Source organism: Microbacterium sp. USHLN186 (assembly GCF_037145155.1).
Classification (GTDB): Bacteria; Actinomycetota; Actinomycetes; order Actinomycetales; family Microbacteriaceae; genus Microbacterium.
This window is the reverse complement of record NZ_JBBCYA010000006.1, coordinates 83,659-109,074: the sequence shown is the minus strand read 5'-3', so window position 1 is coordinate 109,074 and position 25,416 is coordinate 83,659. Positions and strand designations below refer to the sequence as shown.

Annotated in this window: 23 protein-coding genes; 12 read left to right on the top strand and 11 right to left on the bottom strand. The window is 70.2% G+C overall.

Features of this window, described 5'->3' with window-relative positions; translation table 11 throughout:
- Window positions 1-151 precede the first annotated feature (151 nt).
- Window positions 152-841: a winged helix-turn-helix domain-containing protein gene (locus WFG93_RS12315; protein WP_336646626.1), complete on the top strand. Its 690-nt coding sequence runs from the start codon at window positions 152-154 to the stop codon at window positions 839-841.
- Window positions 842-996: 155 nt separating this feature from the next.
- Window positions 997-1,944 (top strand): DNA-3-methyladenine glycosylase family protein, encoded by a 948-nt coding sequence (locus WFG93_RS12310; protein WP_336646625.1) that lies wholly within the window; start codon window positions 997-999, stop codon window positions 1,942-1,944.
- Window positions 1,945-2,097: 153 nt separating this feature from the next.
- On the opposite strand, the gene WFG93_RS12305 is transcribed toward WFG93_RS12310, so the two are convergent.
- From WFG93_RS12305 to WFG93_RS12290, 4 genes are all read right to left on the bottom strand, one after another.
- Window positions 2,098-2,853 carry an iron ABC transporter ATP-binding protein gene (locus tag WFG93_RS12305; protein ID WP_336646624.1) on the bottom strand — a complete coding sequence of 252 codons (756 nt, stop codon included), beginning with the start codon at window positions 2,851-2,853 and terminating at the stop codon, window positions 2,098-2,100.
- Window positions 2,850-3,893, bottom strand: coding sequence for an iron chelate uptake ABC transporter family permease subunit (locus WFG93_RS12300; RefSeq protein ID WP_442928263.1), 1,044 nt, complete (start codon window positions 3,891-3,893; stop codon window positions 2,850-2,852). The genes WFG93_RS12305 and WFG93_RS12300 overlap by 4 nt, the downstream gene beginning before the upstream one ends.
- A gap of 40 nt (window positions 3,894-3,933) precedes the next feature.
- Complete coding sequence (locus WFG93_RS12295) at window positions 3,934-4,857, bottom strand: ABC transporter permease (RefSeq protein WP_442928258.1); 924 nt, start codon at window positions 4,855-4,857, stop codon at window positions 3,934-3,936.
- Window positions 4,858-5,038: 181 nt separating this feature from the next.
- Entirely contained in the window at window positions 5,039-6,037 is a 999-nt protein-coding gene (locus WFG93_RS12290; RefSeq protein ID WP_336646622.1) for a siderophore ABC transporter substrate-binding protein, read from the bottom strand.
- Window positions 6,038-6,125: 88 nt separating this feature from the next.
- On the opposite strand from WFG93_RS12290, the gene WFG93_RS12285 reads away from it, so the two are divergent.
- Genes WFG93_RS12285 through WFG93_RS12275 form a run of 3 tightly spaced genes read left to right on the top strand, consistent with a single transcriptional unit; the run spans window position 6,126 to window position 8,416 of the window.
- A complete protein-coding gene (locus WFG93_RS12285; RefSeq protein ID WP_336646621.1) occupies window positions 6,126-6,893 on the top strand; it encodes a siderophore-interacting protein in 768 nt (255 codons plus the stop codon).
- Between the two features lie 47 nt (window positions 6,894-6,940).
- Complete coding sequence (locus tag WFG93_RS12280; protein WP_336646620.1) at window positions 6,941-7,348, top strand: VOC family protein; 408 nt, start codon at window positions 6,941-6,943, stop codon at window positions 7,346-7,348.
- Window positions 7,349-7,408: 60 nt separating this feature from the next.
- Window positions 7,409-8,416 carry an FUSC family protein gene (locus WFG93_RS12275; protein WP_336646619.1) on the top strand — a complete coding sequence of 336 codons (1,008 nt, stop codon included), beginning with the start codon at window positions 7,409-7,411 and terminating at the stop codon, window positions 8,414-8,416.
- 165 nt (window positions 8,417-8,581) lie between these two features.
- On the opposite strand, the gene thrC is transcribed toward WFG93_RS12275, so the two are convergent.
- Window positions 8,582-10,000 carry a threonine synthase gene (gene thrC / locus WFG93_RS12270; protein WP_336646618.1) on the bottom strand — a complete coding sequence of 473 codons (1,419 nt, stop codon included), beginning with the start codon at window positions 9,998-10,000 and terminating at the stop codon, window positions 8,582-8,584.
- 134 nt (window positions 10,001-10,134) lie between these two features.
- On the opposite strand from thrC, the gene WFG93_RS12265 reads away from it, so the two are divergent.
- Together WFG93_RS12265 and WFG93_RS12260 are read left to right on the top strand one after the other, a co-directional pair.
- A complete protein-coding gene (locus WFG93_RS12265) occupies window positions 10,135-10,593 on the top strand; it encodes a carboxymuconolactone decarboxylase family protein (RefSeq protein WP_336646617.1) in 459 nt (152 codons plus the stop codon).
- Window positions 10,594-10,678: 85 nt separating this feature from the next.
- Entirely contained in the window at window positions 10,679-11,581 is a 903-nt protein-coding gene (locus tag WFG93_RS12260; RefSeq protein WP_336646616.1) for a sigma-70 family RNA polymerase sigma factor, read from the top strand.
- Between the two features lie 23 nt (window positions 11,582-11,604).
- Here the strand turns inward: WFG93_RS12260 and WFG93_RS12255 are convergent, their stop codons facing one another.
- Together WFG93_RS12255 and WFG93_RS12250 are read right to left on the bottom strand one after the other, a co-directional pair.
- On the bottom strand, window positions 11,605-12,993 hold the full coding sequence (locus WFG93_RS12255; RefSeq protein WP_336646615.1) for a M20/M25/M40 family metallo-hydrolase: 1,389 nt from the start codon (window positions 12,991-12,993) through the stop codon (window positions 11,605-11,607).
- Window positions 12,994-13,009: 16 nt separating this feature from the next.
- Window positions 13,010-13,513, bottom strand: coding sequence for an SRPBCC family protein (locus WFG93_RS12250; protein ID WP_336646614.1), 504 nt, complete (start codon window positions 13,511-13,513; stop codon window positions 13,010-13,012).
- A 118-nt stretch (window positions 13,514-13,631) separates the two neighbouring features.
- On the opposite strand from WFG93_RS12250, the gene WFG93_RS12245 reads away from it, so the two are divergent.
- Window positions 13,632-14,777, top strand: a complete 1,146-nt coding sequence (locus tag WFG93_RS12245) for an FUSC family protein (protein ID WP_336646613.1) — start codon at window positions 13,632-13,634, stop codon at window positions 14,775-14,777.
- Between the two features lie 8 nt (window positions 14,778-14,785).
- Here the strand turns inward: WFG93_RS12245 and WFG93_RS12240 are convergent, their stop codons facing one another.
- The 4 genes from WFG93_RS12240 to folE all read right to left on the bottom strand — a co-directional run bounded on the left by WFG93_RS12240 (window position 14,786) and on the right by folE (window position 18,382).
- Window positions 14,786-15,544, bottom strand: a complete 759-nt coding sequence (locus WFG93_RS12240; protein WP_336646612.1) for a dihydrofolate reductase family protein — start codon at window positions 15,542-15,544, stop codon at window positions 14,786-14,788.
- A gap of 7 nt (window positions 15,545-15,551) precedes the next feature.
- Entirely contained in the window at window positions 15,552-16,376 is an 825-nt protein-coding gene (folP, locus tag WFG93_RS12235; protein WP_336646726.1) for a dihydropteroate synthase, read from the bottom strand.
- Between the two features lie 170 nt (window positions 16,377-16,546).
- Window positions 16,547-17,686 (bottom strand): NAD(P)/FAD-dependent oxidoreductase, encoded by a 1,140-nt coding sequence (locus WFG93_RS12230; RefSeq protein ID WP_336646611.1) that lies wholly within the window; start codon window positions 17,684-17,686, stop codon window positions 16,547-16,549.
- Window positions 17,687-17,746: 60 nt separating this feature from the next.
- Window positions 17,747-18,382, bottom strand: coding sequence for a GTP cyclohydrolase I (gene folE / locus WFG93_RS12225; protein WP_336646610.1), 636 nt, complete (start codon window positions 18,380-18,382; stop codon window positions 17,747-17,749).
- Between the two features lie 275 nt (window positions 18,383-18,657).
- Here folE and WFG93_RS12220 point away from each other — a divergent pair, with 275 nt between their 5' ends.
- From WFG93_RS12220 to treZ, 4 genes are read left to right on the top strand one after another with little or no spacing between them, the layout of a single operon-like run.
- Window positions 18,658-18,975 carry a hypothetical protein gene (locus WFG93_RS12220; RefSeq protein WP_336646609.1) on the top strand — a complete coding sequence of 106 codons (318 nt, stop codon included), beginning with the start codon at window positions 18,658-18,660 and terminating at the stop codon, window positions 18,973-18,975.
- A gap of 2 nt (window positions 18,976-18,977) precedes the next feature.
- Window positions 18,978-21,182: a glycogen debranching protein GlgX gene (glgX, locus tag WFG93_RS12215; RefSeq protein WP_336646725.1), complete on the top strand. Its 2,205-nt coding sequence runs from the start codon at window positions 18,978-18,980 to the stop codon at window positions 21,180-21,182.
- Complete coding sequence (treY, locus tag WFG93_RS12210; protein WP_336646608.1) at window positions 21,179-23,530, top strand: malto-oligosyltrehalose synthase; 2,352 nt, start codon at window positions 21,179-21,181, stop codon at window positions 23,528-23,530. The genes glgX and treY overlap by 4 nt, the downstream gene beginning before the upstream one ends.
- Entirely contained in the window at window positions 23,527-25,350 is a 1,824-nt protein-coding gene (treZ, locus tag WFG93_RS12205; RefSeq protein WP_336646607.1) for a malto-oligosyltrehalose trehalohydrolase, read from the top strand. The genes treY and treZ overlap by 4 nt, the downstream gene beginning before the upstream one ends.
- The last annotated feature ends 66 nt before the right edge of the window (window positions 25,351-25,416 follow it).

Below are 25,416 nucleotides of genomic sequence, written 5' to 3'. Positions count from 1 at the left end.
CGCCCTGTCTGACTCGCTGATTTCTCCCGCCATCTGAGGGACGAGTCTCGGAGCGCCCACCCCTCGCGCTCATTCCCACCGGCTCCGCCCGGTCATTCATGCAACGCATCCAGAGCCCCTCCGGCTCAGCATCCGTGAAGGATCCATCATCATGTCGAACACCGCCCTCCTCGAGCGTCCCGTCACCGCCCCCGTCCGCGTCGTCTCTCCCGCTGACGCCGCCGCCGACCTTCCCTCCGTACGCTCGCCGCGCGGCTTCGCCCTGTACGTCGGCATCGACGAGATCAAGGCGGCATCCGCCGGGGTGAGCCTGCCCGTGCTCGTCGACGCCCTGCGCCGCACCCTCGCCGAGCTGGCCCCGAACGCCGAGACGCACGCCACCGTCGCCCTCGCTCCGCAGTCGGCCGGCGGCCGCGACCTCGACGTCGTGCGTCTCGCCCTGCACGAGCCCGGCGCGATCGCCCGCGCCAACGCTGCGGTCGAGGAGGAGAAGGACGAGGAGTCCGGCGTCGTCGTCGACATCTCCCGCAAGCGCGTGCTGCTCGACGGGGAGTCGGCCTCGTTCACCTACAAGGAGTTCGAGCTCCTGCAGTACCTCGTGCTGCGCGAGGGCCGCACGATCGAGCGCAGCGAGCTGGTCTCGGCGCTGTGGCAGGCGTCCTCCGATGAGGAGGCCCCCGGCGAGCGCACCATCGACGTGCACGTGCGCCGCCTGCGCGCCAAGCTCGGCCGCCACGAGGACATCGTGCGCACCGTCCGCGGCGTCGGGTACCGCTTCGACCGTCACGCCGACGTGTCGATCCGCTACGGCCACGGCACTCCTTCGCCCGACCGCTTCTGACCTCCCCTCTCCCTCTTTCGCCGAGACCCCCACTTCCCGCCGAGACCCCTGGGTACGGACGTATGCAGGTGGGGGTGTCGGCGACAGGTGGGGGTGTCGGCGGTCTGAGGACGCGTCCGAGAGGCGATGTCAGGGGCGGCGCGTAGGGTTTTCGCATGACCCTGACGACGGATGCCGCCGCGCACGCCGCTGTGGGGGCGCGCGAATCCGTCTACCGCCCCGCTCGCCCGGTGGATCTGATCCGAACGGTCGGGATGCTGCGCCGCGGCGGGAGCGATCCGACGGTGGTGATCGAGGCGGGCCGGATCTGGTTGGCGTTCCGCACGGATGCCGGTCTCGCGACGCTCTGTCTGCGGCGCGGCACGGACGGCATCCACGCCGCTGCGTGGGGACCAGGGGCCGAGGCGGCGCTCGACGCCGTGCCGCGGCTGTGCGGAGCCGACGACGATGACGACGGGTTCGTCATCGATCATCCGCGGCTCGAGGAGGTGGCGCGCCGGCATCCGGGCATCCGGATGGCCCGCACCGACCGTGTCTTCGACGCCCTCGTCTGCGCGATCATCGAGCAGAAGGTCACCGGCGTGCAGGCGTTCGGCGCGTGGCGGTATCTCGTCAGCCGCTTCGGCGAGCGTGCGCCGGGCCCGACCCCGCGGCCGATGTTCGCCTCGCCCTCGCACGAGGTGTGGCGCAGCATCCCGTCGTGGCAGTGGCACCGCGCTGCCGTCGAGCCGCCGCAGTCGCGCACCATCGTCACCGCGGCGCGACGCGGCGCAAGCGTCGAGCGCGCGGCTCTCGCCGCCGTCGACGGGACGGACCGGGATCGCGTGCTGACCAGCCTGCACGGCGTGGGCGTGTGGACCTCCGCCGAGACACGCATCCGCGCGCTCGGAGATCCTGATGCGGTGAGCGTGGGCGACTACCACCTCGCACACGAGGTCGGCTTCGCGCTCACCGGTCATCGCACCGACGACGACGGGATGCTGGAGCTGCTCGCCCCGTGGAGCGGGCACCGGCAACGCATCATCCGGCTGATCTGGGCATCCGGCTCCCGTGAGCCGCGGCGCGGCGCCCGCCTCGCCCCCGAGGATCACCGCGACCGCTGACGGCGCCCACCCCGCCCGCGCCCGCCCCTCGCCGCCGCCCCTCGCCGCTGAGAAACCACCTGCCGCATGAGAAACACGTGCACGCCGGGTTTCTCATGCGGAACGCGGTTTCTCACGCGCGACGCGATTTCTCACGCGGGATGCGAACGCGGCTCAGTAGTACACGGCGAGGGGGCCGTGCGGGCCGTCGATGACCTGCACGGGCGTCTCGAACACGCGGGTGAGCACCTCGTCGGTCATGATCTCGGCGGGCGCGCCGAACTCGACCACACGGCCGTCCTTCATGGCGCAGATGAGGTCGGCGTAGTGGCCGGCGAAGTTGATGTCGTGCAGCACGATGACGATTGTGCGACCGAGCTCGTCGGCGGCACGGCGCAGCTGCGCCATCATGGTGACCGCGTGCTTCATGTCGAGGTTGTTCAGCGGCTCGTCGAGCAGCACGACATCCGTGTCCTGGGCGAGCACCATCGCGACGTACGCGCGCTGACGCTGACCGCCGGAGAGCTCGTCGAGGTAGCGGTGCTCGAGCATCCCGAGGTCGAGGAAGTCGATCGAGCGGCTGATGACGTCCTCGTCCGCCCTGGTCAGCCGGCCCTTCGAGTGCGGGAAGCGCCCGAAGCCCACCAGCTGGCGCACCGTCAGCCGGGTGACGAAGTGGTTCTCCTGCCGCAGGATCGACACGACCTTGGCGAGGTCCGCCGATTTCGTCGATGCGACGTCGAGTCCGGCGATCGCGATGGAGCCGGCATCCATCCCCATCAGCCGCCCCACCATCGTGAGCAGCGTCGACTTGCCGGCGCCGTTCGGACCGATCAGCGCGGTGATGCCCCCCTCGGGGATGACGAGGTCCACCGGCCCGATCGCCACGTCGGCCGCGTAGTCGCGGCGCACCTTCTCGATGGTGATCACAGGCGGCCCTTTCTGAGGATGACGATGAGGAATACGAGGCCGCCGACCAGCTCGATGATGATCGAGACGACGCCCTGCGCGTAGAAGATGTTGCGCATCACGAAGTACGCGCCGGCGAGGATCGTGAACGCGGTGAGAACGGCGACGGGGAACACCAGCCGATGATCGTCCGACCCGGCGAACTGGTATGCGAGCGTCGCAACGAGGAATCCGAGGAAGGTCATCGGCCCGACCAGCGCCGTCGAGGTCGCCATCAGCACGGCGACGAGGAAGAGGGTGATCATCAGCTCGCGCCGGTGATTCACGCCGAGTGCGTTCGCCGTGTCGGCGCCCAGCGCCATCACGTTGAGCCGGCGGGCGCGCAGCCACAGCAGGGCGGATGCCACCGCGCACAGCGGAACGGCGACGGGAAGGTACGACGCGTCGGCGTTGGAGATGTTGCCGAACAGCCGCGCGGCGAGCACGTCGAACTCGCTGGGCGTGAGCAGTCGCTGCATGAAGGTGGCGATGGCGCCGAGGCCTCCGCCGATCACGATGCCGATCAGCAGCATGATCTGCAGGTTGGCGTAGCGTCCGGTGAGCAGCCAGCCGTAGAGCAGCATCGCGAGAGCGACCATGATCGCGATCTGGATGCCGAACTGCAGCAGCCCCTGCAGGGCGACGAGTCCCGCGACGCCGAACAGGTAGACCGACGAGGTCTGCACGGCCCGGTACAGCGACTCGAAGCCGAGGATCGACGGGGTCACGATGCGGTTCGTCGCGACGGTCTGAAAGCTCACGGTCGCAACGGCCTGGCAGACGGCGACGATGATCATCACGAGCACGTTGGTGAAGCGCAGTTCGGCGATTCGCCAGAAGCCGTCGGTGCCGAACGGCATCGGATTGTCCCAGGCGAGCAGCCCGATGCCGAAGCCGGTCGACAGCACGATCAGGATGGTGAGCGCGATCAGGTAGCGGCGCCGGGCACGGGCATCGGCGAACCAGCCCGCGGGCGTCCGCTGCGCCGGCGTCGGGTCGGCCGAGACGCCGGCTGTCGGCATCCGGTCGGTCAACGGCTGCGGCATCCGCTTCTCCACCCGCCTAAGCACGGCGACGCTGCCGCAGCAGGAGGAGAACGAACACGACCGCGCCGACGATGCCGAGGATGAGCGACACCGGCACCTCGAACGGCATCACGATCGTGCGGCCGATCAGGTCGCAGAGCGTGACGATGCCGACGCCGAGCAGGCACACCCAGGGCAGGTTGCTGCGCAGGTCGTCGCCGCGCAGCATCGAGACGATGTTGGGCACGATCAGGCCGAGGAACGGCAGGTTTCCGACGACCACGGTCACGACGCCCGTGACGACGGCGATCAGCGCGGTGCCGAGCAGCATGATGCGGTCGTAATCGAGGCCGACGTTGGTGGCGATCTCCTCGCCCAGCCCGGCGACGGTGAGCCGATCGGCGACGACGAAGACGATGATGCCGACGAGGGCGACGATCCACAGCATCTCGTACTGTCCGCGCAGGACCGAGGTGAAGCTGCCGGCGAACCAGACGCCGAGGCTCTGCAGCGTGCTGGTGGCGAGTGCGAGGTAGGTCGACACGGCCCCGACGACAGCGCCGAGCATGATGCCGACGATCGGCACGATGAGCGACGAGCGCAGCGACACCCTCTTGAGGAAGAGGAAGAAGATCATGGTGCCGATGAACGCCGCCACCACGGCGCCCGCCATGCGCAGCGGCAGCGAGGGGTGCGGCACGAGCACCATGATCGTCAGCAGGCCCAGGCCCGCCCATTCCGTGGTTCCGGTGGTGGTCGGCTCGACGAAGCGGTTCTGCGTGAGCAGCTGCATGACGAGGCCCGCCATGGCCATCGACGCTCCGGCGAGAACGAGCGCGATGGTGCGCGGGATGCGGGTGATCTGGAACATCTCGGCACCGTCGGCGGCGCCTGCGATGTCGTAGACGCCGGTGAACAGCGAGGCGACGAGCAGGGCGGCGACGACGACGAGGCCGATCATCAGCTTGGCGTCGAAGAGGCGTCCGTGGGTCGCCGCGCTTCCACGCCGGGCGGGTGCCGAAGCGGGCGCCGAGGGTCTAGCCGGAGTGGGTGCCGGAGTGGACTCGGACAGAGGAGGAGTGCGTGTCATGGTGCGGTGACGCGGTGGCATCCGGAATCAGCCGGATGCCACCGCGCGGGAATCACTTCGCGGACTTCTCGAGCCTGTTGGCGAAGTCGTTGAGGAACGTCGTGTACGTCTGGATGCCCTCGTTGAGGTAGGTGTCGGTGGGCATGTAGACGATCTGATCGTTCTTGACCGCGGTGACGGATGCCAGCGCCTCGGAGCCCTCGAGGATCTCGGCGGCCTGCACGTAGTCCGGCTCCCGGTCGGCGAACACCGCGTCGCGGTCCATGACGAGGATCCAGTCGGGGTCGGACTTCGCGATGGCTTCGACCGAGATGTCGTCGCCCTGGTGGTCGTCGGTGGCGCCCTCGACCTGCAGGGCCGGCGTCAGACCGGCGATGTCGAAGATGGGGCCGAGCGTGCGACCGACGTGGGGAGCGATGTAGCCGATCTGCCCACCGGAGGTGGTCACGGCCATCACCGAGTCGGCCTCGTCGTAGGCGTCCTTCACGCGCGCGATGGCGGCGTCGAAGTCGTCGACGAGCTTCTTGGCATCCTTCTGCTTGCCGAACACCTCGCCGAGCACGGTGACCTGACGCTTGAGCTCGTCGTCGAACGGCTCGCCCTCACGCGGGTCGAGCTCGAGGATGGTGGCTTCGGGCACGAGGGCGGCGAGCTTGTCGTGGTGCTGGGTGAAGCGCTGCCCGTTGACGATCAGGTCGGGCGCGACGGCGACGACCGACTCGAGGTCGGGCTCGTTGTGATTGCCGAGGTCGATGATGCTGCCGTCGGTCTTGTAGCCGACGGTCGCGGGCATGAGCGCGACGGCGCCGGCGCTGAGCTCGATGCCCCAGTCGCTGAGCGTCTGGAACGTGCGGTTGTCGGTCGCGACGACGGAGGCCGGCGGGGTGGAGATCTTGTGCGTGCCGTTGTTGTCCTCGATGGTCACGGTGCCGCTGGTGGGCGTGGGCGCTGGCTCTTCGGCTTCTGCTGCCGCGCCTGCGGAGCAGCCGGCGAGGGCGAGGATGCCGGCGAGACCGAGTGCGGTTGTGCCGAGGGTTCGGGGCATGGACATGGAGAATCTCCTGTTCTGCGGGGCGTGCGCGAGATGCGCGGGGCGAGCACGAGGTCGGCGTCGCCGGAACTTAGGTTAGCCTTACTTTATGAGCGATGTGAAATCCGGTTTCTCGATCGAACGAGAGGGACTCGACCTGCGCTTCCGCCCCGCCACCCTCGCCGAGCGGGAGTGGCTGGCCCCGAACTACGTCCGAGTCCGCCTGATCGGCGACCAGCTCTCCGGTTTCACGTCTCTCGGCGCCGACGACCACATGCGGCTGTTCTTCGCGGACGCGCCGACCGACTCCGTCGAGGAATTGCGCGCCGCGCCTAGCCGGGAGTACACCCCGCTCGCCTGGGGCGAGAGCTGGCTCGACGTCGAGTTCGCGGTGCACGGCGGCGAGGGCGTGGGAGCGCGCTGGGCGGCATCCGCTCCCCTCGGCTCGTTCGTCGGCGTCGGCGGACCGCGTGGTTCGGCCGTGCTGACCGGTGCGCCGGGATCGTGGCTGCTCGTCGGGGACGAGACGGCCATTCCGGCGATCCGCCGGTTCGCGGCGATGATCCCGTCGGGTGATCCCGCGCGCATCGCCATCGAGGTCGCGTCAGAGGTTGATCAGGTGACGCTCGATGCGCCCGTCGCCGTCGAGTGGCTGCACCGCGGGGATGCGCCGGCCGGATCATCACTGATCGCTTGCCTCGACAGCCTCGGAGAGACGGACGCCGTCGGCCCCGACCCCTTTGTGTTCATCGCCGCGGAGCAGTCGATCGTCAAGCCGGGCCGCGCACTGCTCACCCGCTGGGGCGTCGACGTGTCGAAGGCCGTGGTGAAGGGCTACTGGAAGCGCGACGAGACGGAATACCACGCGCCGCATTGAGCACGGGACCTCGCCGAGTGCACGGTGGCATCCGCCAGACTGTGGAAATGGCGACTTTCGATCACCTCGGCATCACCGTCGATGACGTGCCCTCGGCATCCGCGCAGTTCCATCCCGTGCTCGAGGCGCTGGGGTATCGGCGCGCTCACGATGCCGCCGATCACGCGTACTGGCTGCTCGACGATGAGCCCGAGATCCTCCTCTACGCGGCACGCGAGGAGGGCACCGGTCCGCACGAGCACGGCCGCGTCGGCTGGCAGCATCTGGCGTTCGCGGTCGACTCGCGCGACGAGGTCGAGCGCATCCAAGCGATCGCTCTCGACGCGGGATGGACCGAGGTGCGTGCACCCAAGGAGTATCCGCGCTTCACCGCCCGGTACTACGCGGGATTCGTGGAGGATGCCAACGGCATCCGGATCGAGATCATGCACAATCCGCCGCGCGAAGCCGACTGAACGCGCACCCCTTCTCGTCGCGGAGACCGGACGCGCCCTCGGCTCCGGGAGAATGGACTGGTGAGTCTGTTCGCCTTCGGTCCCTCCCGCGGCCCCCGCTGGCAGCTGGGGCTGCAGGCGGCGCTGGGTATCGCCGTGCCGATCGCCGTGATGACGGTGCTCGGCCAGCCGATGCTCGGCTACATCGCGGCATCCGGAGCGTTCACGGTGCTGTTCGCCGGATCTCTGCCGGTCGTCGAACGCGCCGTCATGCTGCCGTTCGTCGCGGCGGCGCTCATCGTCTGCGCGGCGCTGGGCGTCGCAGTCGCGCACGCTCCTCTGCTGATCAGCATCGGCATCGTGCTGGTGGCGACCGTGACTGCCGGGGCGGCCTTCGGGTTCCGGCTCGGTCCCCCCGGCCCGCTGTTCTTCGTGCTCGTGTTCGGCCTCTCCGCGACGGTGATGAGATCCGCGCCGATCACGCGGATCGGCTATGTCGCCGCGATCGCCGCCGGCTGCGCGTTCTCGTACCTGATCGCCGTGTCGCCGCTGGTGATAGCGCGGGTGCGCGCGCGGCACGCCCGCTCGCTGCGCGAGTTGTTCCCCGGCCCGTCGTGGGATGCCGATGAGCGGATGCTGGTGCTGCGCGTCGTGATCGTGAGCGTGCTCGGCGTGCTGGTGAGCCTCTTCCTCGACCCTGCGCGGGCCTACTGGATCGTCGGTGCCGCGGTCGCGGTGATCGGCATCGCGTCGAGCAGACGGGCGGCGCTGCAGCGTGCGATGCACCGGATGCTCGGCACGATCGCCGGCGCCGGCGTGTACGCGATGCTCGCGCTGCTGCATCCGAACGGACTGTGGCTGGCGGCGCTGCTGGGCGTGCTGCAGTTCACGATCGAACTGGTGGTCGTGCGCCACTACGCACTCGCGCTGACGCTCATCACGCCGCTGGTGCTGCTGCTGCTCGGCGCTGCGACGGGAAGCACGGGCGACATGTCGATCGCCCTGGAGCGAGTGATCGACACCCTTGCCGGCGCAGCGCTGGGTGCGCTCTCGGGTCTGCTGCATCCCCGCATCCAGCCCTCCGCCTGACCGACCGCCCCTGCCCCACACCAGAACCGCCACGCCCCACAGCAGAACCGCCCCTGCTTCCGGTATGACTTTCTGCCGCCCGAACGCCGATGAGGCAGCACGAACTCATACCGGAGCGAGAAGCGGTTCCGGGTTGGGCGGGGCGGGGGCGGCGGCGGGGCGGGGTCAGCGGAGGGCGTGCTCGGCGACGAAGGCGCGCAGCGCCTGCTCGTCGTCGGGCATTTCGGTCACGCGCTGCGGGGCGTCCATCATCGCGCGCAGCTCGGGTGAGAACTCCAGCTCGACGCCGATCGCCTCGGTGATCGTCTCGGCGAACTTCTGCGGCTTCGCCGTCTCCAGAACGAGCATCGGCACATCCGCCTCGACGTACTCGCGGGCCACCTTCACGCCGTCCGCGGTGTGCGGGTCGATGATCTCGCCGGTCTCCTCGTACACCGCGCGAATGGTCGCGAGCCGGTCGGTGTGAGTCGACGTGCCGCTGACGATGCCGAACTCGCTGTCGAAACGGGCGAGATCCGCCGAGAAGTCCACGAAGCCCTGCTCGTCGAGCTGCTGCCACGCCGCGACCACGCCCGCCGCATCGCGCCCGACGAGGTCGAAGATGAAGCGCTCGAGGTTCGAGGCCTTAGAGATGTCCATCGAGGGGCTCGAGGTGGCGTGGGTGTCCGCCGCGGAGCGCGGGCGGTAGATTCCGGTGCGGAAGAACTCGTCGAGCACGTTGTTCTCGTTCGCGGCGAGCACGAGCCGGCGGATCGGCACGCCCATGCCCTTCGCGAAGAACCCGGACAGGATGTTGCCGAAGTTGCCGGACGGCACCGTGAACGAGACGTCGAAGCCGGACCGGAACTCGGGCTCGACGGCATCCGTGACCCGCAGCCACGCCCAGAAGTAGTACACGACCTGCGCGGCGATGCGGCCCAGGTTGATCGAGTTGACGGCGCCGAGGTTCTGCGTCCGCTTGAACTCGAGGTCGCCGGCGAGCTTCTTGACCAGGTTCTGGCAGTCGTCGAAGACCCCGTCGACGGAGATGTTGTGCACGTTCTCGTCCTGCAGGGAGTACATCTGCGCGCGCTGGAAGGCGCTCATCCTGCCCTTCGGCGAGAGCATGAACACCGAGACCCGGTCCTTGCCGCGCAGCGCGTGCTCGGCCGCCGATCCGGTGTCGCCCGAGGTCGCGCCGACGATGTTCAGCACGCGATCCTTCTTCTCGAGCACGTATTCCAGCACCTGTCCGAGGAACTGCATGGCCATGTCCTTGAACGCCAGCGTGGGCCCCTCCGACAGGCCGACCAGGGTGAGGCCGCCGCCGATGGACCGCAGCGGCACGACCGCATCCGGGAAGTCCGCATACGCGGCCTGCGTCATCCGCGCGAGATCCTCGCGGGGGATGTCGGGGGCGAACAGCGAGAGCACCTCGGTGGCGAGCTGGGGATAGGTGAGCGCACGCCACCGCTCCAGCGTCTCGGCGTCGACCCGGGGCAGCTGCTCGGGCACGGCCAGACCGCCGTCGGGCGCGAGGCCTTCGAGCAGCGTCTCACTGAACGGCTGCGGCTGCATGCCGCCGCGGGTGGAGATGTACAGCACGAGGGCTCCTCGGGTCGTCGGATGCTCCATTCTCGCAGGACGGCCGGTGGCGCGAGGCCGGATGACGTCTGTCACACTTCCGCTCTCGTCGTCGACACAGAAGCAGAGGCGGATGCCCGGACGAGAGGAACACCATGACCAGGATCGACATGACCCGCACGAACAAGCTCGGCTACGCCGCGGTGATCGGGATGGAGGCGTATGCCAGCCGGTCGGTGGAGAAGCGCCTGTATGAGCTGATCAAGCTGCGCGCGTCGATCCTCAACGGCTGCGGCTTCTGCCTCGACATGCACGCCACCGCCGGCGCGCAGCACGGCATCCCGCAGCGCACCTTGCACGCCGTCGGCGCCTGGCAGCACGCGAAGAATCTCTTCGAGCCGAAGGAGCTCGCCGCTCTCGCGCTGACCGACGCGATCACGAAGCTCGGCCCCGACACGGTGACCGATGAGATCTGGGATGCCGCGGCCGCGCACTTCGACGACGCGCAGCTCGGTGCGATCGTGATGGCGATCTGCACGATCAACGTGTGGAACCGCATCGCGATCGCGACCGAGATGGCACCGCCGGTCGACGACAAGCACCCCGTCGTGTGAGCGGAACACCAGGTCGTGCGAGCGAGGCGCCAGACCGCGTGGATGCGGCAGCACTCGGCGAGCGCGGCGCGGTAGCGTGAAACACATGACCGCCGTCACCACCGCCGCGCGGGCATGGGAAGCCGAGCGCGGCCGGCTGATCGGCATCGCGTACCGCATGCTCGGCGACTTCGGCCACGCCGAGGATGTCGTCTCGGAAGTCGCGATCGAGGCGCTGAAGGCGGAGCGGGCGGATGCCGACGCCGTGCGCTCGTGGCCGGCGTGGCTCACGACGACCTGCGTGCGCCGATCCATCGATCGGGTGCGCGCTCTGGTCGCCGTGCGGGAGGAGTACACCGGGCACTGGCTACCCGAGCCGGTGGCCACGGAGCAGCTGCCAGAGGATGCGATCGCCGACCGCGAGCTGCTCTCACTGGCGCTGCTGCACCTCGCCGAGCAGCTCTCCCCCGAGGCGCGCGCGGCAGTTGTGCTGCACCGGGCCTACGCGATGACCGCGGTGGAGATCGGCGAGGTTCTCGAGAAGTCCCCGGCGGCAGTGCGCCAGCTGATCTCCCGCGGCGAACGCCGGCTGCAGATCGACGAGCACTCGCCCGCACCGCACGCGGCCGACCCGGCAGCCCTCGCGAGCCTGCTCAGCGCGGTGCAGAACGGCGACCTGGACGCCCTGCTCGACCTGCTGACCGACGAGAGCATCCTGTGGACCGACGGCGGCGGCGTGGTCGCCGCCACTCGCAACCCGATCTTCGGTGCTGACAAGGTGCACCGCTTCTACGTCGGGGTGCGCGAGAAGGCGCGGGCGTTCGACCCCCAGCATCCCTTCTCCGTCACGCCGATCGAGGTCAACGGCGAGTTCGCGCTGGCGCTGAGCCACAGCGGACGCACCGACGTGCTCACGCTCGAGTTCGATCGCGACGGCCGGATCCGCGGCATCCGCCAGGTCTGCAATCCGCACAAGCTGACTCACGCGTTCCCGCGGTCGCAGGCTTAGCCGAACGAGCCCAGCTCGCCGAACTAGCGCAGCTCGCCCCGCTCGCCCAGCTCGCCCAGCTCGCGCCACAGGTGCGCGATCGATGCGGCGCCGCGCTGCAGCATCCGCAGGTCGACGCTCTCGTCGCTGGAATGCCAGTGGTCTTCGGGCAGTGCCGTGCCGAGGAAGAGGATGGGCGCGTCGAAGGTGCGCGTGAGCAGGTCGGCGGGTCCGCCGCCCGCGTTGCCCATCCGTCCCCGCAGCGGCGTCGCATATCCCTTCTCGAGAGCCCGCTCGAGCGCCTCGAGAAGAGCACCGCGCGGGGTCTCGTACGGTTCCTGCCCGAGCGCCTCCTCGACGATGAAGCGGTACTCGGCTTCGGCGGGGATGACGGTGGCGAAGAAGCCGCGCAGCTGTTCCGCCACCGCCGCGATGCGCTGGTGCGCAGCGATTCGGATGCTCAGGCTCGCCGTCGCCTCGCGCGGGATGACCGAACGCGGCAGCCCGACGGGGTCGCCGGCCAGCAGCGACATCACCTCGATCGTCGGACGCGCCCATAACCGCTCCAGCGCGCTGTACCCCTCCTCACCGGTGACGACCCTCGTCTCGGTTCGGCTCGTCCATTCCTCCTCGTCGAACGGCAGGGCCGCGAACTCCGCCCGACGCTCGTCGGTGAGCGGCGCGACATCATCGTAGAAACCCGGTACCGCAATCCGACCCGCGTCGTCATGCAGCGCGGCGAGCGCGCGCGCAAGCGTGGTGGCGGGATTGACGGTGGCGCCTGCGACCACTCCGCTGTGCACGTCGCGGTCCGGGCCTCGCACGGTGAGCGTGGCGTTGACCGTGCCGCGCATCGACGTGACCGGTGCGGGGGCGTCCACGCGCCACTGGATGGTGTCCGAGAACACGATGACGTCGCAGGCCAGCCGGTCGGCGTGCGCGGCCAGCAGCGCGGCGAGGTGCGGCGAGCCCGCCTCCTCCTCCCCCTCGATGAGCAGCTTCACGGTGACCGGCACCCGGCCGTCGACGGCGATCAGCGCGCGCAGCGCCCAGACGTGTGCGAGTGCCTGCGCCTTGGCATCCGATGCCCCGCGGCCGTACAGGCGCCCATCCCGCTCGACCGGGACGAACGGCGCGGTCTCGCGCCACTCCTCGGGTTTCACCGCGCGCACGTCGTGGTGGCTGTACACCAGCACGGTGGGTGCGTCCGGTTCGCCGGCGAGCTCGCCCAGGACGGCCCAGGAATCCCCGGATGCCACGACCGACGCCTCAACACCGGCGTCGCGCATCTCGCCGGCGAGCCAATGCGCCGAGCGGGCGAGATCGGCCCGATACTCGGGGTCGCCTGCGATCGAGGGGATCGCCACCCACTCCTTGAGCCGGCCGGTCAGCTCACCGAGATGCTCGGCGAGGTGCGTGTTGATGGCGTCCATACCGGCGCTCCTGCGCTCACCGCTCGGCCGGCGGAGGATCGACGTCCGTCAGATCGCCCCTCTCCGGGTGCCCGCCGCGCGAGCCGAGTGAATCGCTCTCGGCGAGGTACGACAGTCGGCGCAGCGTCTCGCTGTTGCGCCAGCGGATCACCGGCGCGGTGAGGAAGGCCGGGATCGCCGCCCCGATGCCTCGCACCGGCGTCTCATGGATCGACACCAGGCAGCCGCCGGGTGCCGGCTCGACCTCGACCACCACGCGCGCCTCGCCGATCGGCCAGCCCTTCGCCTGCATCACCGCGCGGTGCGGCGGCGCCCACTCGACCGAGTCGGTCGTGCCGTTCAGCAGGAACGGCCAGGTGCCCACCGAGTGACTGAGCGTCGCGTCGGGGGCCGGCCAGGAGGCATCCACCTCGCGCATGCGCGCGGCCGCCACCACCCACGCCGGATACAGCCAGCCGTCGCCAAGCACGCGGAACACCGCCTCCGGTGCGCAGCGCAGATACCGTCGATTCGTCGCCATGATGCCCTCCTGTCGCAGGATTGTCGCAAACGCCGCTCCGGGCCGGAACCCCCTTGCCCCGCGAGCCGTCGCTGGGTTGTGATGGGGCTCTGTCGTGGGTGCGGAGGAGGTGATCGGGGTGGGTGAGAGGGCTTCGCTGCAGAGCATCCGCTCGTCGGTGCGAGGGGCGGTCGCGCGCGCCCGGCTGCTGTTCGCGTTCAAGACCGCGCTTGCGGTGGGCATCGCCTGGAGCATCGCCCCGCTCATGCCCGGCGCGGCCGATCAGTATCCCTACTACGCGCCGTTCGGCGCGCTGATCAGCATGTACCCGACGCTGATGTCATCGGCGCGTTCCAGCTTGCAGACGCTGCTCGGCCTCGGCGCGGGCGTCGGGCTGGCCGCGCTCGTGCTGCTGACGGTCGGCCCCAGCCTGTGGTCGATCGTCGCCGTGGTCGGGTTGGGCACGTTGATCTCGGGCACGGGATGGTTCGGCATCGGCAAGGAGTACATCCCGATGGCGGCGCTGTTCGTGCTGATCATCGGCGGATCGGATGCCGAGGACTACTCCTTCGGCTACGTGACACAGACCGCGGTGGGAGCCATGGTCGGGCTGGCCGTGAACCTCATCATCCCGCCGGCCCCGCTCGTGTCGGAAGCGGCCGCGCAGATCGACGCGTTCCAGCAGCGTCTCGCCGTGCATCTGCACGACATCGGCGACGCGCTGACGGAGTCGTGGCCGCCGACGCATGACGAGTGGATGCGGGATGCGAGCGCGCTCGCCGAGACCAGTCGATCGCTGCGCGGCGCGCTGTCGGAGGCCGATGAGAGCCGCCGCGGCAATCCGCGTGCCCGCCGGGGACGCGGCGACACCGAGCACGAGCACGCACGGCTGGAGATGCTCGACAGCATCGCCCATCAGATCCGCGACATCGCTGGCTGCCTCAGCGACACCATCTCGCAGCGTCCGGTGGCCTTCCCGCTCGACCCCGCACTCGAGCAGCCGCTCTCGCGGGCCTGCCATGCCGTGGCCGAGCTGCTCGACGCCGACGAGCACCCCGATGACCTCCACGCCGAGGCGTCGGTGGCCGTCGACGAGCTGCTGCGCACCGTGCACAGCCGTTCCATCGAGTCCGACTCGGTGCTCGGGCCGGGCGTGCTCAGCGCCATGCACCTGCAGCGCATCCTGCTGATGCTCGAGCCCGCCGAGGAAACCGCGGGAAAGGCCGTTGAGAAGACGGCGGAGAAGGGCGGCGAGGCGAGCTCTGAGGACCAGCGCAGCCCCTGATCCAGCGCCTAGTCCAGCCGGTAGTGCAGCAGCAGCTCGTCGCCCGCGCGCAGCACGCTCTGCAGTCGCGCACCCGTCGGCAGCGCGCCGGCGACCTCGCCGTGCACGATCCGCCCCGCCTCGCCGGCTTCCAGGCTGGGCGCGAGGGTGAGGTGCAGAGCGTCGACGACACCCGCCGCCAGCAGCGCGCCGAACACATGCGGGCCGCCCTCGGCATGCATGCGCCGCAGCCCCCTGGCACCGAGATCGTCGCGGATGCGACGCGGATCGGCATCCGTCTCGCCCACCACGACGACATCCGCGACGTCCTCGACCCTCGTGCGGGCGGCGTGCGAAGCGGATGCCGTGGTGTACACGATCGGACGCACGGGCGCGTCGGAGAACAGCCGTGACGCCGGGTCGAGGTCGAGACTGCGGCTGATCATCGCGAGCGTCGGATGCGCAGGCATGCCGGCATCCGTCCGCCACACGACCGACGCCTCATCGACGCGCAGACCGCCGTACTCCTCCTCGCGGAGGGTGCCCGCACCGACCAGCACGACGTCGGCGGCGCGGCGCAGCAGCGCGAACAGGCGCTGATCGGCGGCGTCGCCCAGCCCTTCCGAGACCCCGTCGCGGGTCGCGGCCCCGTCGATGCTCGAGACGAAGTTCGCCCGCATCCAGCTGCCCTCGGCGGGGAAGCACGTCGCCTCGAGCAGCGCGTCGTCATCGAGGTCGGTGGCGGGATCCGGCCACAGCCGGTCGATGGGGATGCGGTTCTCGGACACGGCTCTCTCAGACGTTGCGGGTGGGGTGGGTGTTGTGCTCCAGTCGCACCGGCGCGCGCCAGCCGAGGATCGCCTCCAGCATCCGCACCGCGTCGACGCTCTCGGCGACGTCGTGCATGCGCACGATTCGCGCGCCGGCGAGGATGCAGGCCGACATGGCCGCGAGCGAACCCGGCAGCCGACGGCCCTGCGGCCGATCGAGGGTCTCGCCGATGAAGTCCTTGTTCGACACCGCCGCGAGCAGCGGCACCCCCAGGGCGGCGATCTCACCGAGCCGGCGGGTGAGCTCCAGCGAGTGCAGGGTGTTCTTGTCGAGATCGTGCCCGGGGTCGACGATCATCCGCTCGCGCGGCACCCCGGCCCGCTCGGCGCGTGCCAGTCGCGCGGAAAGGAACTCGCGCACCTCGGTGACGACGTCGTGGAAGTGCGCGGCGGGCTTCTCCGCGCGCGGCGGTCCGACGCTGTGCGTGATGACGACGTGCGCGTCGCCGGCCGCGACGACCTCGGCCATGCGCGGATCGCCCAGCCCGCTGGTGTCGTTGATCACGGCCGCCCCGACGGCGAGCGCCCGCTCGGCGACCACCGCGCGGTTCGTGTCGACCGAGATGACCAGCTCGGGGCGCGCGGCGCTGATCGCGGCGACCACCGGCACCACTCGCTCGAGCTCCTCGGCGACGCCCACGGCGCGGCCACGGCCGAACGGCACCCCGCCGACGTCGACCCAGTCGGCCCCCTGGTCGGCGGCTCGCAGGGCGGCGGCGACAGCCTGATCGAGCGCGAAGGTGGCCCCGTGGTCGTAGAACGAGTCGGGTGTGCGGTTGATCACCGCCATCACCGCGACCTGCCGCGAGAAATCGAAGTCGCGCCGGCCGATGCGCCGCCGCAGCGAGGGATGAGCGACGCTGGAGCCCGCGGCAGGGGCGCCGACGTGTGCAGCGCCGGCAGCACCCGCGGCCGGCGCCCGCACGGCGGACGTACCCGTGGCCGGTGCGTGCAGGGCGCTCATCGTGCGGTGCCGACGCTGTCGCGCACCGCGTCGGAGGAGTCCCAGTCATTGGCGTGCATGGCCGCGCGGACGGTGCCGTCCTTCACCCAGTACGCCCGGAATGCTCCGCCGTGCGCGACGTCGGTGTCGCCATCGATGTCGACGCGGTCGTAGCCCTCGGGTCCGACGCTGCCGAAGTACTCCATGCCGAGATCGTACTGATCGGTGAAGAAGTAGGGCAGGTGCGTGTACGGCTCCTCTTCGCCCATCAGATTGCGGGCGGCGACCTTGGCCTGCTCGATCGCGGTGTCCCAGTGCTCGACGCGGATGCGTCGGCCCAGCACCGGATGCTGCTGGTTGGCCACATCGCCGATGGCCCAGACGTCGGGTGCGGAGGTGCGCAGCTGCTCGTCGACGAGCACGCCGTTGTCGACGTCGATCCCGCCCTGCTCGGCGAGCTCGGCCGTCGGGATCGCCCCGATGCCGACGACCACGACATCGGCATCCGCCAGTGCAGCCTCATCGACCGCCGTGCCGAGGCGCAGGTCGACGCCGTGCGCGCGGTGCAGGTCGGCGAACAGCCGGGCGACCTCGGGCCCGAGCACACCGACGAGCGGCAGGTCGCCGCGCTCGTACACGATGACCTCCGCGCCCTTCTGCCGTGCCGCGGATGCCACCTCCAGGCCGATCCACCCGGCGCCGACGATCACGACGTGCGCGTCCGGTCGCAGCGCGGCGCGCAGGCGCGCGTTGTCTTCCACGGTGCGCAGGTAGATCGGATCGGCCACCCGGTCGGCGACGTCGAAATGGCGCGCCGTCGCGCCGGTGGCCAGCAGCAGCCGGTCGTAGGAGTGCTCGGTGCTCGCGCCACCGGCGACGGGCTCGGCGCGCAGTGTGTGTGCTGCCGGGTCGATCGTCGTGACCTTCGTGCCGCGTTCCAGTCGCACCCGATGGGCGGCGTACCAGCCCTCGTCGTGCACGATCGCCGAGTCGATGTCCTTCTCGCCGAGCAGCACGGCCTTCGACAGCGGCGGGCGCTCGTAGGGCAGGTGGTCTTCTGCGGCGTAGATCACGACGTCGCCGTCGTATCCTCGCTCGCGCAGTTCCGCGGCTGCCGTGGCTGCGGCGAGTCCTCCGCCGACGATGGTGATGTTCATGGTGTTCCCTTCCGTCGACCTCTGTGGGGGGCGGCTTCTCGTGGATGCGAGTGCGACCGTTCAGCGTGCGCGGTCGGTGGTGAGCGCGAAGAACTCCGCCCGCGAGCGGGGGTCGTCGCGCAGCGCTCCGCGCAGGGCGGATGTGGTGGTGGCCGTGCCGACCGCTCGCGCACCGCGCAGGGTCATGCACGTGTGCGTCGCCTCGACGACGACGCCGATGCCGCGCGGCTGCAGCCGCACCGCCAGCGCGTCGGCGATCTGCACGGTGAGGCGCTCCTGTGTCTGCGGCCGACGTGCGTAGTGGTCGACCATGCGCGGGATCTTCGACAGCCCGACGACGCTGTCGCCGGGCAGATAGGCCACGTGCGCCACTCCGGTGAAGGGCAGGAGGTGGTGCTCGCACACCGAGTGCACCGGGATGTCGCGGATCAGCACGAGCTCGTCGTAGCCCTCGGCGTTGGCGAAAGTCGTGAAGTCGAAGGGCTCGGGCGAGAGCAGTTCGGCATAGGCCTCGGCGAAGCGCCGCGGCGTGCGCGCGAGGTCGGGGGCGTCCGGGGCATCCGGATCGATGCCGAGCGCCCGAAGGAACAGACGCCCGGCGTGCTCGGCGGCGGCGAGATCGACCGGCCGCGGCGCTGCCTCTATGCGAGTGCGCTGGGGTGCTCGGGGAAGGAGCACCGCGTCGACCGGGGACACCTGTGCAGGTTCCACCGCGCCATCAGTAACCGCTGTCATCGTCATGGCGACCTCCCGTGCGTCTCTCTTCCATGAGACACCCGGAACCGTCTAAAAGCAAGCATCATGTTTTTTAGAACCGACAGGACCTCTTGTCCAGAGGGGCTGTGGATGCTAGCCCCTGCGTCGCAGCATGACAATCCCGTGGCAGAACGGACTTCTTCCGTCGTAGCGTGGGCTTCATCAACAGCCAGAACGACCACTCCGGACGTGAGGCAGTCGAGACAGGAGCCGTCATGTCTGCCGCAGCCAGATCATCCCGGGGCACCCACGCGCCCACCACCCCGCGACGGGAGGCGACCTCCGCCCCCGCCCCCGCCGAGCCGCAGTACGAGCTGGTCGACATCGACCGGTACGTGGTCCTCTCCGACGGACCGGTCGGCTATGTCGAGGTGATCCCGCCGCTCTTCATCTGCTACTCCGGCCACCCCTACCCACGGGCGGTCGAAATCGCGCAGATGTTCGAATTCGAGCAGGCGGTGCGCCGCGTGCTCGACAGCGCCCCTCGCCATCAGGGCGCGGGACCGCACGGCTACGGACTCTCCGCAGCATGAATCTGGAGGTGTGGCCGGGATCCGCGCATCCCCTGGGCGCCACGTTCGACGGTCAGGGCACGAACTTCGCACTGTTCAGCGAGAGCGCCGAGCGCGTGCAGCTGTGCCTGTTCGACGAGGACGGCAACGAGCAGCAGGTCGATCTGGTCGAGGTGGACGCGTACGTGTGGCACGGCTATCTGCCCTCGGTGCAGCCCGGTCAGCTGTACGGCTACCGCGTGCACGGGCCGTACGACCCGTCCGAGGGCAAGCGCTTCAACCCCAGCAAGCTGCTGCTCGACCCCTATGCCAAGGCCGTCGCCGGCGAGGTGCAGTGGGGTCAGGCCGCGTTCTCGTACGACTTCGGCGACCCCGACTCGCACAACGTCGAGGACTCCGCCGCGATCATGCCCAAGAGCGTCGTCATCAATCCGTTCTTCGAGTGGGCCGGCGACCGCCAGCCCAAGACGCCCTACGCGCAGACCGTGATCTACGAAGCGCACGTCAAGGGGCTCAGCATCCGGCATCCCGAGGTCCCCGAAGAGCTGCGTGGCACGTACGCCGGAATCGCGCACCCGGCGATCGTCGATCACCTCACCCGTCTCGGCGTCACCGCGATCGAGCTCATGCCGGTGCATCAGTTCATCAACGACAGCGTGCTGCAGGACAAGGGGCTGTCGAACTACTGGGGCTACAACACGCTGTCGTTCTTCGCCCCGCAGAACACCTACTCCTCCAGCGGCGAGCACGGTCAGCAGGTGCAGGAGTTCAAGGCGATGGTGCGCGCGCTGCACGCGGCGGGCATCGAGGTCATCCTCGACGTGGTCTACAACCACACCGCAGAGGGCAACCACCTCGGACCCACCCTTTCGATGCGCGGCATCGACAACGAGGCCTACTACCGCCTCGAGGAGGACCGTCGGTACTACACCGACTACACCGGCACCGGCAACAGCCTCAACGTCGGCAATCCGCACGCGCTGCAGATGATCATGGACTCACTGCGGTACTGGGTGACCGAGATGCACGTCGACGGATTCCGCTTCGACCTGGCCTCCACGCTCGCCCGCGAATTCTACGACGTCGACCGCCTGGCGACCTTCTTCGAGCTGGTGCAGCAGGATCCGGTGGTCTCGCAGGTCAAGCTCATCGCCGAGCCGTGGGACATCGGCCCCGGCGGATATCAGGTCGGCAACTTCCCGCCGCAGTGGTCGGAGTGGAACGGCCGCTACCGCGACACCGTGCGCGACTTCTGGCGCGGCGAGCCGCAGGCGCTCGGCGAGTTCGCGTCGCGCCTGACCGGCTCGGCAGACCTGTACGAGCACTCCGGGCGCCGCCCGGTGGCATCCATCAACTTCATCACCGCGCACGACGGATTCACGCTGCGTGACCTCGTCAGCTATGCCGAGAAGCACAACGAGGACAACGGCGAGGACAACAACGACGGCGAATCGCACAATCGCTCCGACAACATGGGTGTCGAGGGCCCGACCGACGACCCCGACATCAACCGGCGCCGCGCCATGCGGCAGCGCAACATGCTCGCCACGCTGCTTCTGTCGCAGGGCGTGCCGATGATCTCGCACGGCGATGAGCTGGGACGCACGCAGCACGGCAACAACAACGGCTACGCCCAGGACAACGAGATCACCTGGATCGACTGGGAGTCGGCGGATGTGCCGCTGATCGAGTTCACCGCGGCGCTCACACGGCTGCGCGCTCTGCATCCGACGTTCCGGCGCAGCCGCTTCTTCGACGGCCGCCCAGTGCGCGTCGAGGACGGCGCGCACGTGCCCGACATCGAATGGCTGCGCCCGGACGGCGGCACCATGCAGCCCGAGGACTGGGAGTCCGGCTTCGGCCTGTCGATCGGCATGTTCCTCAACGGCCGCGGCATCCGCGAGCACGACCGGCGCGGTCGGCCGGTGTCGGATCTGAACTTCCTGGTGTACTTCAACAGCGGCGACGAGGGCGTCGACATCGTGCTGCCGGATGCCCGGCGCGGCGCCTCGTGGGATGCCGTCGTCGACACCGCCGGCGAGCTGACGCACGGCGAGCCCCTCGCGGCCGGAGCTGGGACACGGCTGGAGGCCGGCTCGATGCTGGTGCTGCGCGAGGTGGACGGCGAGGAGCAGCCCACGGACGACTCGGTGGAGGCGTCGCTGCGCATCCAGGTCGAGAACGCCGGCACCAGGGCGCCCGCACCCGCACCGGAGGCGCGGTCATGACCAGCCGCCCCGTGTCGACCTACCGGCTGCAGATCACCTCGCACTTCACGCTGGACGACGCGGCGAAGGTGAGCGGGTACCTGCACCGGCTGGGCGCCTCGTGGGCGTACCTCTCCCCGCTGCTGGCGGCGACCGACGGCTCGAATCACGGGTATGACGTGGTGGATCACGCCCACGTCGACGAGAGCCGTGGGGGCGAGGCGGGCCTCGCGCGCTTCGCCGCAGCGGCACGCGAAGCGGGCCTGGGCATCCTCGTCGACACCGTGCCGAATCACGTCGGGGTCAGCGCGATGCGCGAGAGCCGGTGGTGGTGGGACGTGCTGCGGCTGGGCCGCGCCTCCGCGCGCGCCGTGGCGTTCGACATCGAGTGGGACCGCGCCGATGACCGGGTGCGGCTGCCCGTCCTCGGCTCGAGCGTCGACGAGGTCCTCGCCCGCGGCGAGCTCGTCGTCGACCCCACTGCGGCCGAGGACGCTCCCGACGGCACACTGTCGTACTTCGAGCACGTGCTGCCCCTCGCGCCGGGGACGGCGGCGCTGCGCGACGACCTGCCGGCGCTGCTCGACGCGCAGCACTACGAGCTGCGCTACTGGGAGGACCAGAACGACGAGCTGAACTACCGGCGCTTCTTCGCCGTGTCCGAGCTCGCCGCGATCCGCGTCGAGCTGCCCGATGTGTTCGCGGATTCGCACGAGGAGATCGTGCGCTGGGTGCGCGAGGGCCTTGCCGACGGCATCCGCGTCGACCATCCCGACGGCCTCGACGACCCGGGCGGGTATCTCGAGCGGCTGGCGGATGCCACCGGCGGCGCCTACACGCTCATCGAGAAGATCCTCGAGCACGGCGAGCAGCTGCCGCCGTGGTGGCGCACGGACGGCACCACCGGCTACGACGCGCTGGCCGAGATCGACCGGGTGCTCATCGACCCGGACGGGGTCGCCGCTCTCGACGAGTTGGACCAGCGGCTGCGGCGCGAGACGCAGCTGCCGCCGGCGCCCGCCTGGCCGGATCTCGTGCACGACGCGAAGCGGATGATCGCCGACGGGCTGCTGCAGTCGGAGGTGCGCCGCCTGGTGCACGACCTGCCCTACGGCGTGGTCGGCGCCGCCGACGCGCTGGCCGAGCTGCTGGCCTGCTTCCCCGTCTACCGCTCCTACCTGCCCGCCGGCCGCGAGCACCTGCGTCACGCCGCGCAGGAGGCCGTCGCCCGTCGCCCCGATCTCGCCACCGCAATCGGCGAGCTCGAACCGCTGCTCGCCGACCCCGACCTGCCGGTCGCGCGGCGCTTCCAGCAGACCTCGGGCGCCGTGATGGCCAAGGGCGTCGAGGACACCGCCTTCTACCGGTGCACGCGGCTGGGCACGCTCACCGAGGTGGGCGGAGACCCCGCGGTCACGGCGCTCACCGTGGCTCAGTTCCACACGGCTCAGCAGCAGCGCCTGGCAGCGTGGCCGTTCTCGATGACGACGCTGTCGACCCACGACACCAAGCGCTCGGAGGATGTGCGCGCGCGGCTCAGCGTGCTCGCCGAGCTGCCGGAGCGCTGGGCCGAGGTACTCGGACAGCTGCGGAAGGTGGCGAGCACCGGTCACGGTCCCCTCGACAGCCTGCTGTGGCAGGCGGCGGTCGGCGCGTGGCCCATCTCGGCGGAGCGACTGACGGACTACGGCCGGAAGGCCGCCCGGGAGGCCGCAGAGGCGACCGGATGGCAGCATCCGGATGCCGATTTCGAGACGGGCCTGGAGGCGCTCGCCGTCGCGGCGACCGAGGGCGCAGCGGGCCCCATCGTCGAGGACTTCGTGAACGAGATCGTCGGGTTCGGGCGCTCGAACTCACTGTCGGCCAAGCTGCTGCAGCTCACCGGGCCCGGCGTGCCGGACGTGTACCAGGGCAGCGAGCTGTGGGATCTGTCGCTGGTGGACCCCGACAACCGACGCCCGGTGGACTTCGCCGAGCGGGAGCGGATGCTGCAGCGCCTGGACGAGGATGTGGCGCGCGGGGAGCTGCCGCCGATCGACGACTCCGGGCGGGCGAAGCTGCTGGTGACCTCGCGCGCGCTGCGGATGCGGCGCGATCACCCCGAGCTGTTCAGCACCTACCGCCCAGGCGTCGTGGTGGGTGAGCGGGCGGAGCATGCGATCGCGGTCGACCGCGGCGGCGTGATCGTGGTCGCCACGCGTCTGCCCGTCGGTCTGGCGCAGGCGGGCGGCTGGGGCGACACCCTGCTCATGAACTCGGAGCTGCCGATGGTCGACGTGTTCACCGGCCGGCGCTTCGGCGCGGGTCCGGTGCCCCTGGCCGAGCTGCTGGCCGAGTATCCCGTCGCGATGCTGGAGGAGCTGCGATGAGCGATTCTCAACCGGGCGGGGCCGCGCCCGTCGCACTGAGCTCGGCCGCGCCCGCCGCGCCGGTCGCGGTCGCGCCGAGCGCGGTGTGGGCGCCGCGCACCGAACGCGTGCGTCTGCGGCAGGTGGCGGATGACGGCACCGAGGTCCGTGATCACGAGATGAACGCCTGGCCGGAGCATCCGGGGTGGTGGCGGTCGGATGCCGTGCTCGCCGACGGCGAGCGCTACGGGTTCGTGCTCGGCGACGGCGACGAGCTGCGACCGGACCCCCGGTCGCGGCGCCAGCCCGACGGCGTGCACGCGGCATCCGCGGTGTTCGACGAGAGCTCGTTCGCGTGGACGGATGCCGGCTGGACCGGCCGCCCACTGGCCGGGGGCCTGATCTACGAGCTGCACATCGGCACGTTCACCCCGGAGGGCACCCTGGACGCCGCCGTCGAGCGGCTCGGGCACCTGGTCGAGCTGGGTGTGACGCACGTCGAGCTGCTGCCGATGAACGCGTTCAACGGGCAGTGGAACTGGGGCTACGACGGCGTGCTCTGGTACGCCGTGCACGAGGGGTACGGCGGCCCCGCGGCGTACCAGCGCTTCGTCGATGCGGCGCACGCGCACGGACTCGCGGTGATCCAGGACGTCGTCTACAACCACCTGGGACCCAGCGGCAACTACCTGCCGGAGTTCGGGCCCTACCTGCGCGAGGGCAGCCGCAACACGTGGGGCGACTCGATCGACCTCGATCAGGTCGACGTGCGCGAGTACATCATCGAGAACGCGCTGATGTGGCTGCGGGACCGGCATGTGGACGGGCTGCGGCTGGATGCCGTGCACGCGCTGCACGATGAGAGCCGCGTGCACATCCTCAAGGAGCTCGCCGAGCGCGTGGATGCGCTCGCGGCCCACCTCGGACGCCCGCTCACCCTCATCGCGGAGTCGGACCTGAACGATCCGACGCTGATCATGCCGCGCGAGGCAGGCGGGTACGGGCTCACCGCGCAGTGGTCGGACGACTGGCATCACGCGGTGCACGTCGCGCTCACCGGTGAGACCTCGGGCTACTACGCCGACTTCGCCGCACCGGATGCCATCGCGAAGGTCACCGACGGCGGCTTCTTCCACGACGGCACCTTCTCGTCGTTCCGCGACCGGGTGCACGGCTCGCCGATCCCGCACGAGGTGCCCGCCTGGCGACTGGTGACCTTCGCGCAGGATCACGACCAGATCGGCAACCGCGCCGCCGGCGATCGGCTCAGTGCCATCCTCTCGCCGGAGCGCCTCGCAGTGGCGGCCGTGCTGACGCTGACCGCACCTGGCACCCCCATGCTGTTCATGGGCGAGGAGTGGGGTGCGTCCACGCCGTGGCAGTTCTTCACCTCGCATCCCGAGCCGGAACTCGGCCGGGCCACCGCCGAGGGACGCGTCGCCGAGTTCGCGCGCATGGGCTGGGACCCCGCGCAGGTGCCGGATCCGCAGGACCCCGAGACGTTCACGCGGTCGAAGCTCGACTGGGCCGAGCTGTCGCAGCGTCGTCACGCCCGTCTGCACGAGCTCTACCGGCAGCTGGCCGCGCTGCGTCATGCGCGGACGGAGCTGACCGATCCCGGCCTGCGCAAGCCGTCGGTCGAGCTCGTCGTGGCGAGCGAGGACCCGGCGCAGCGGGCGTGGCGGATCGACCGCGGCGGTGTCAGCATCCTGGTCAACCTCACCGTCGAGGACGTCGAGTACGACCTCGGCGGGAAGGTCCTGCTCGCGACGCGAAAGGTGGACTCGTCCGCGGGGCGGACGACCCTGAGCCCGGAGACAGCGGCGGTCATCGAGCGCTGATCCGCCGCACGAAGCCGACCCCACGGCTCGCGTAACCGGGTACTGCCCGCGGCTCAGCGCCTCAGC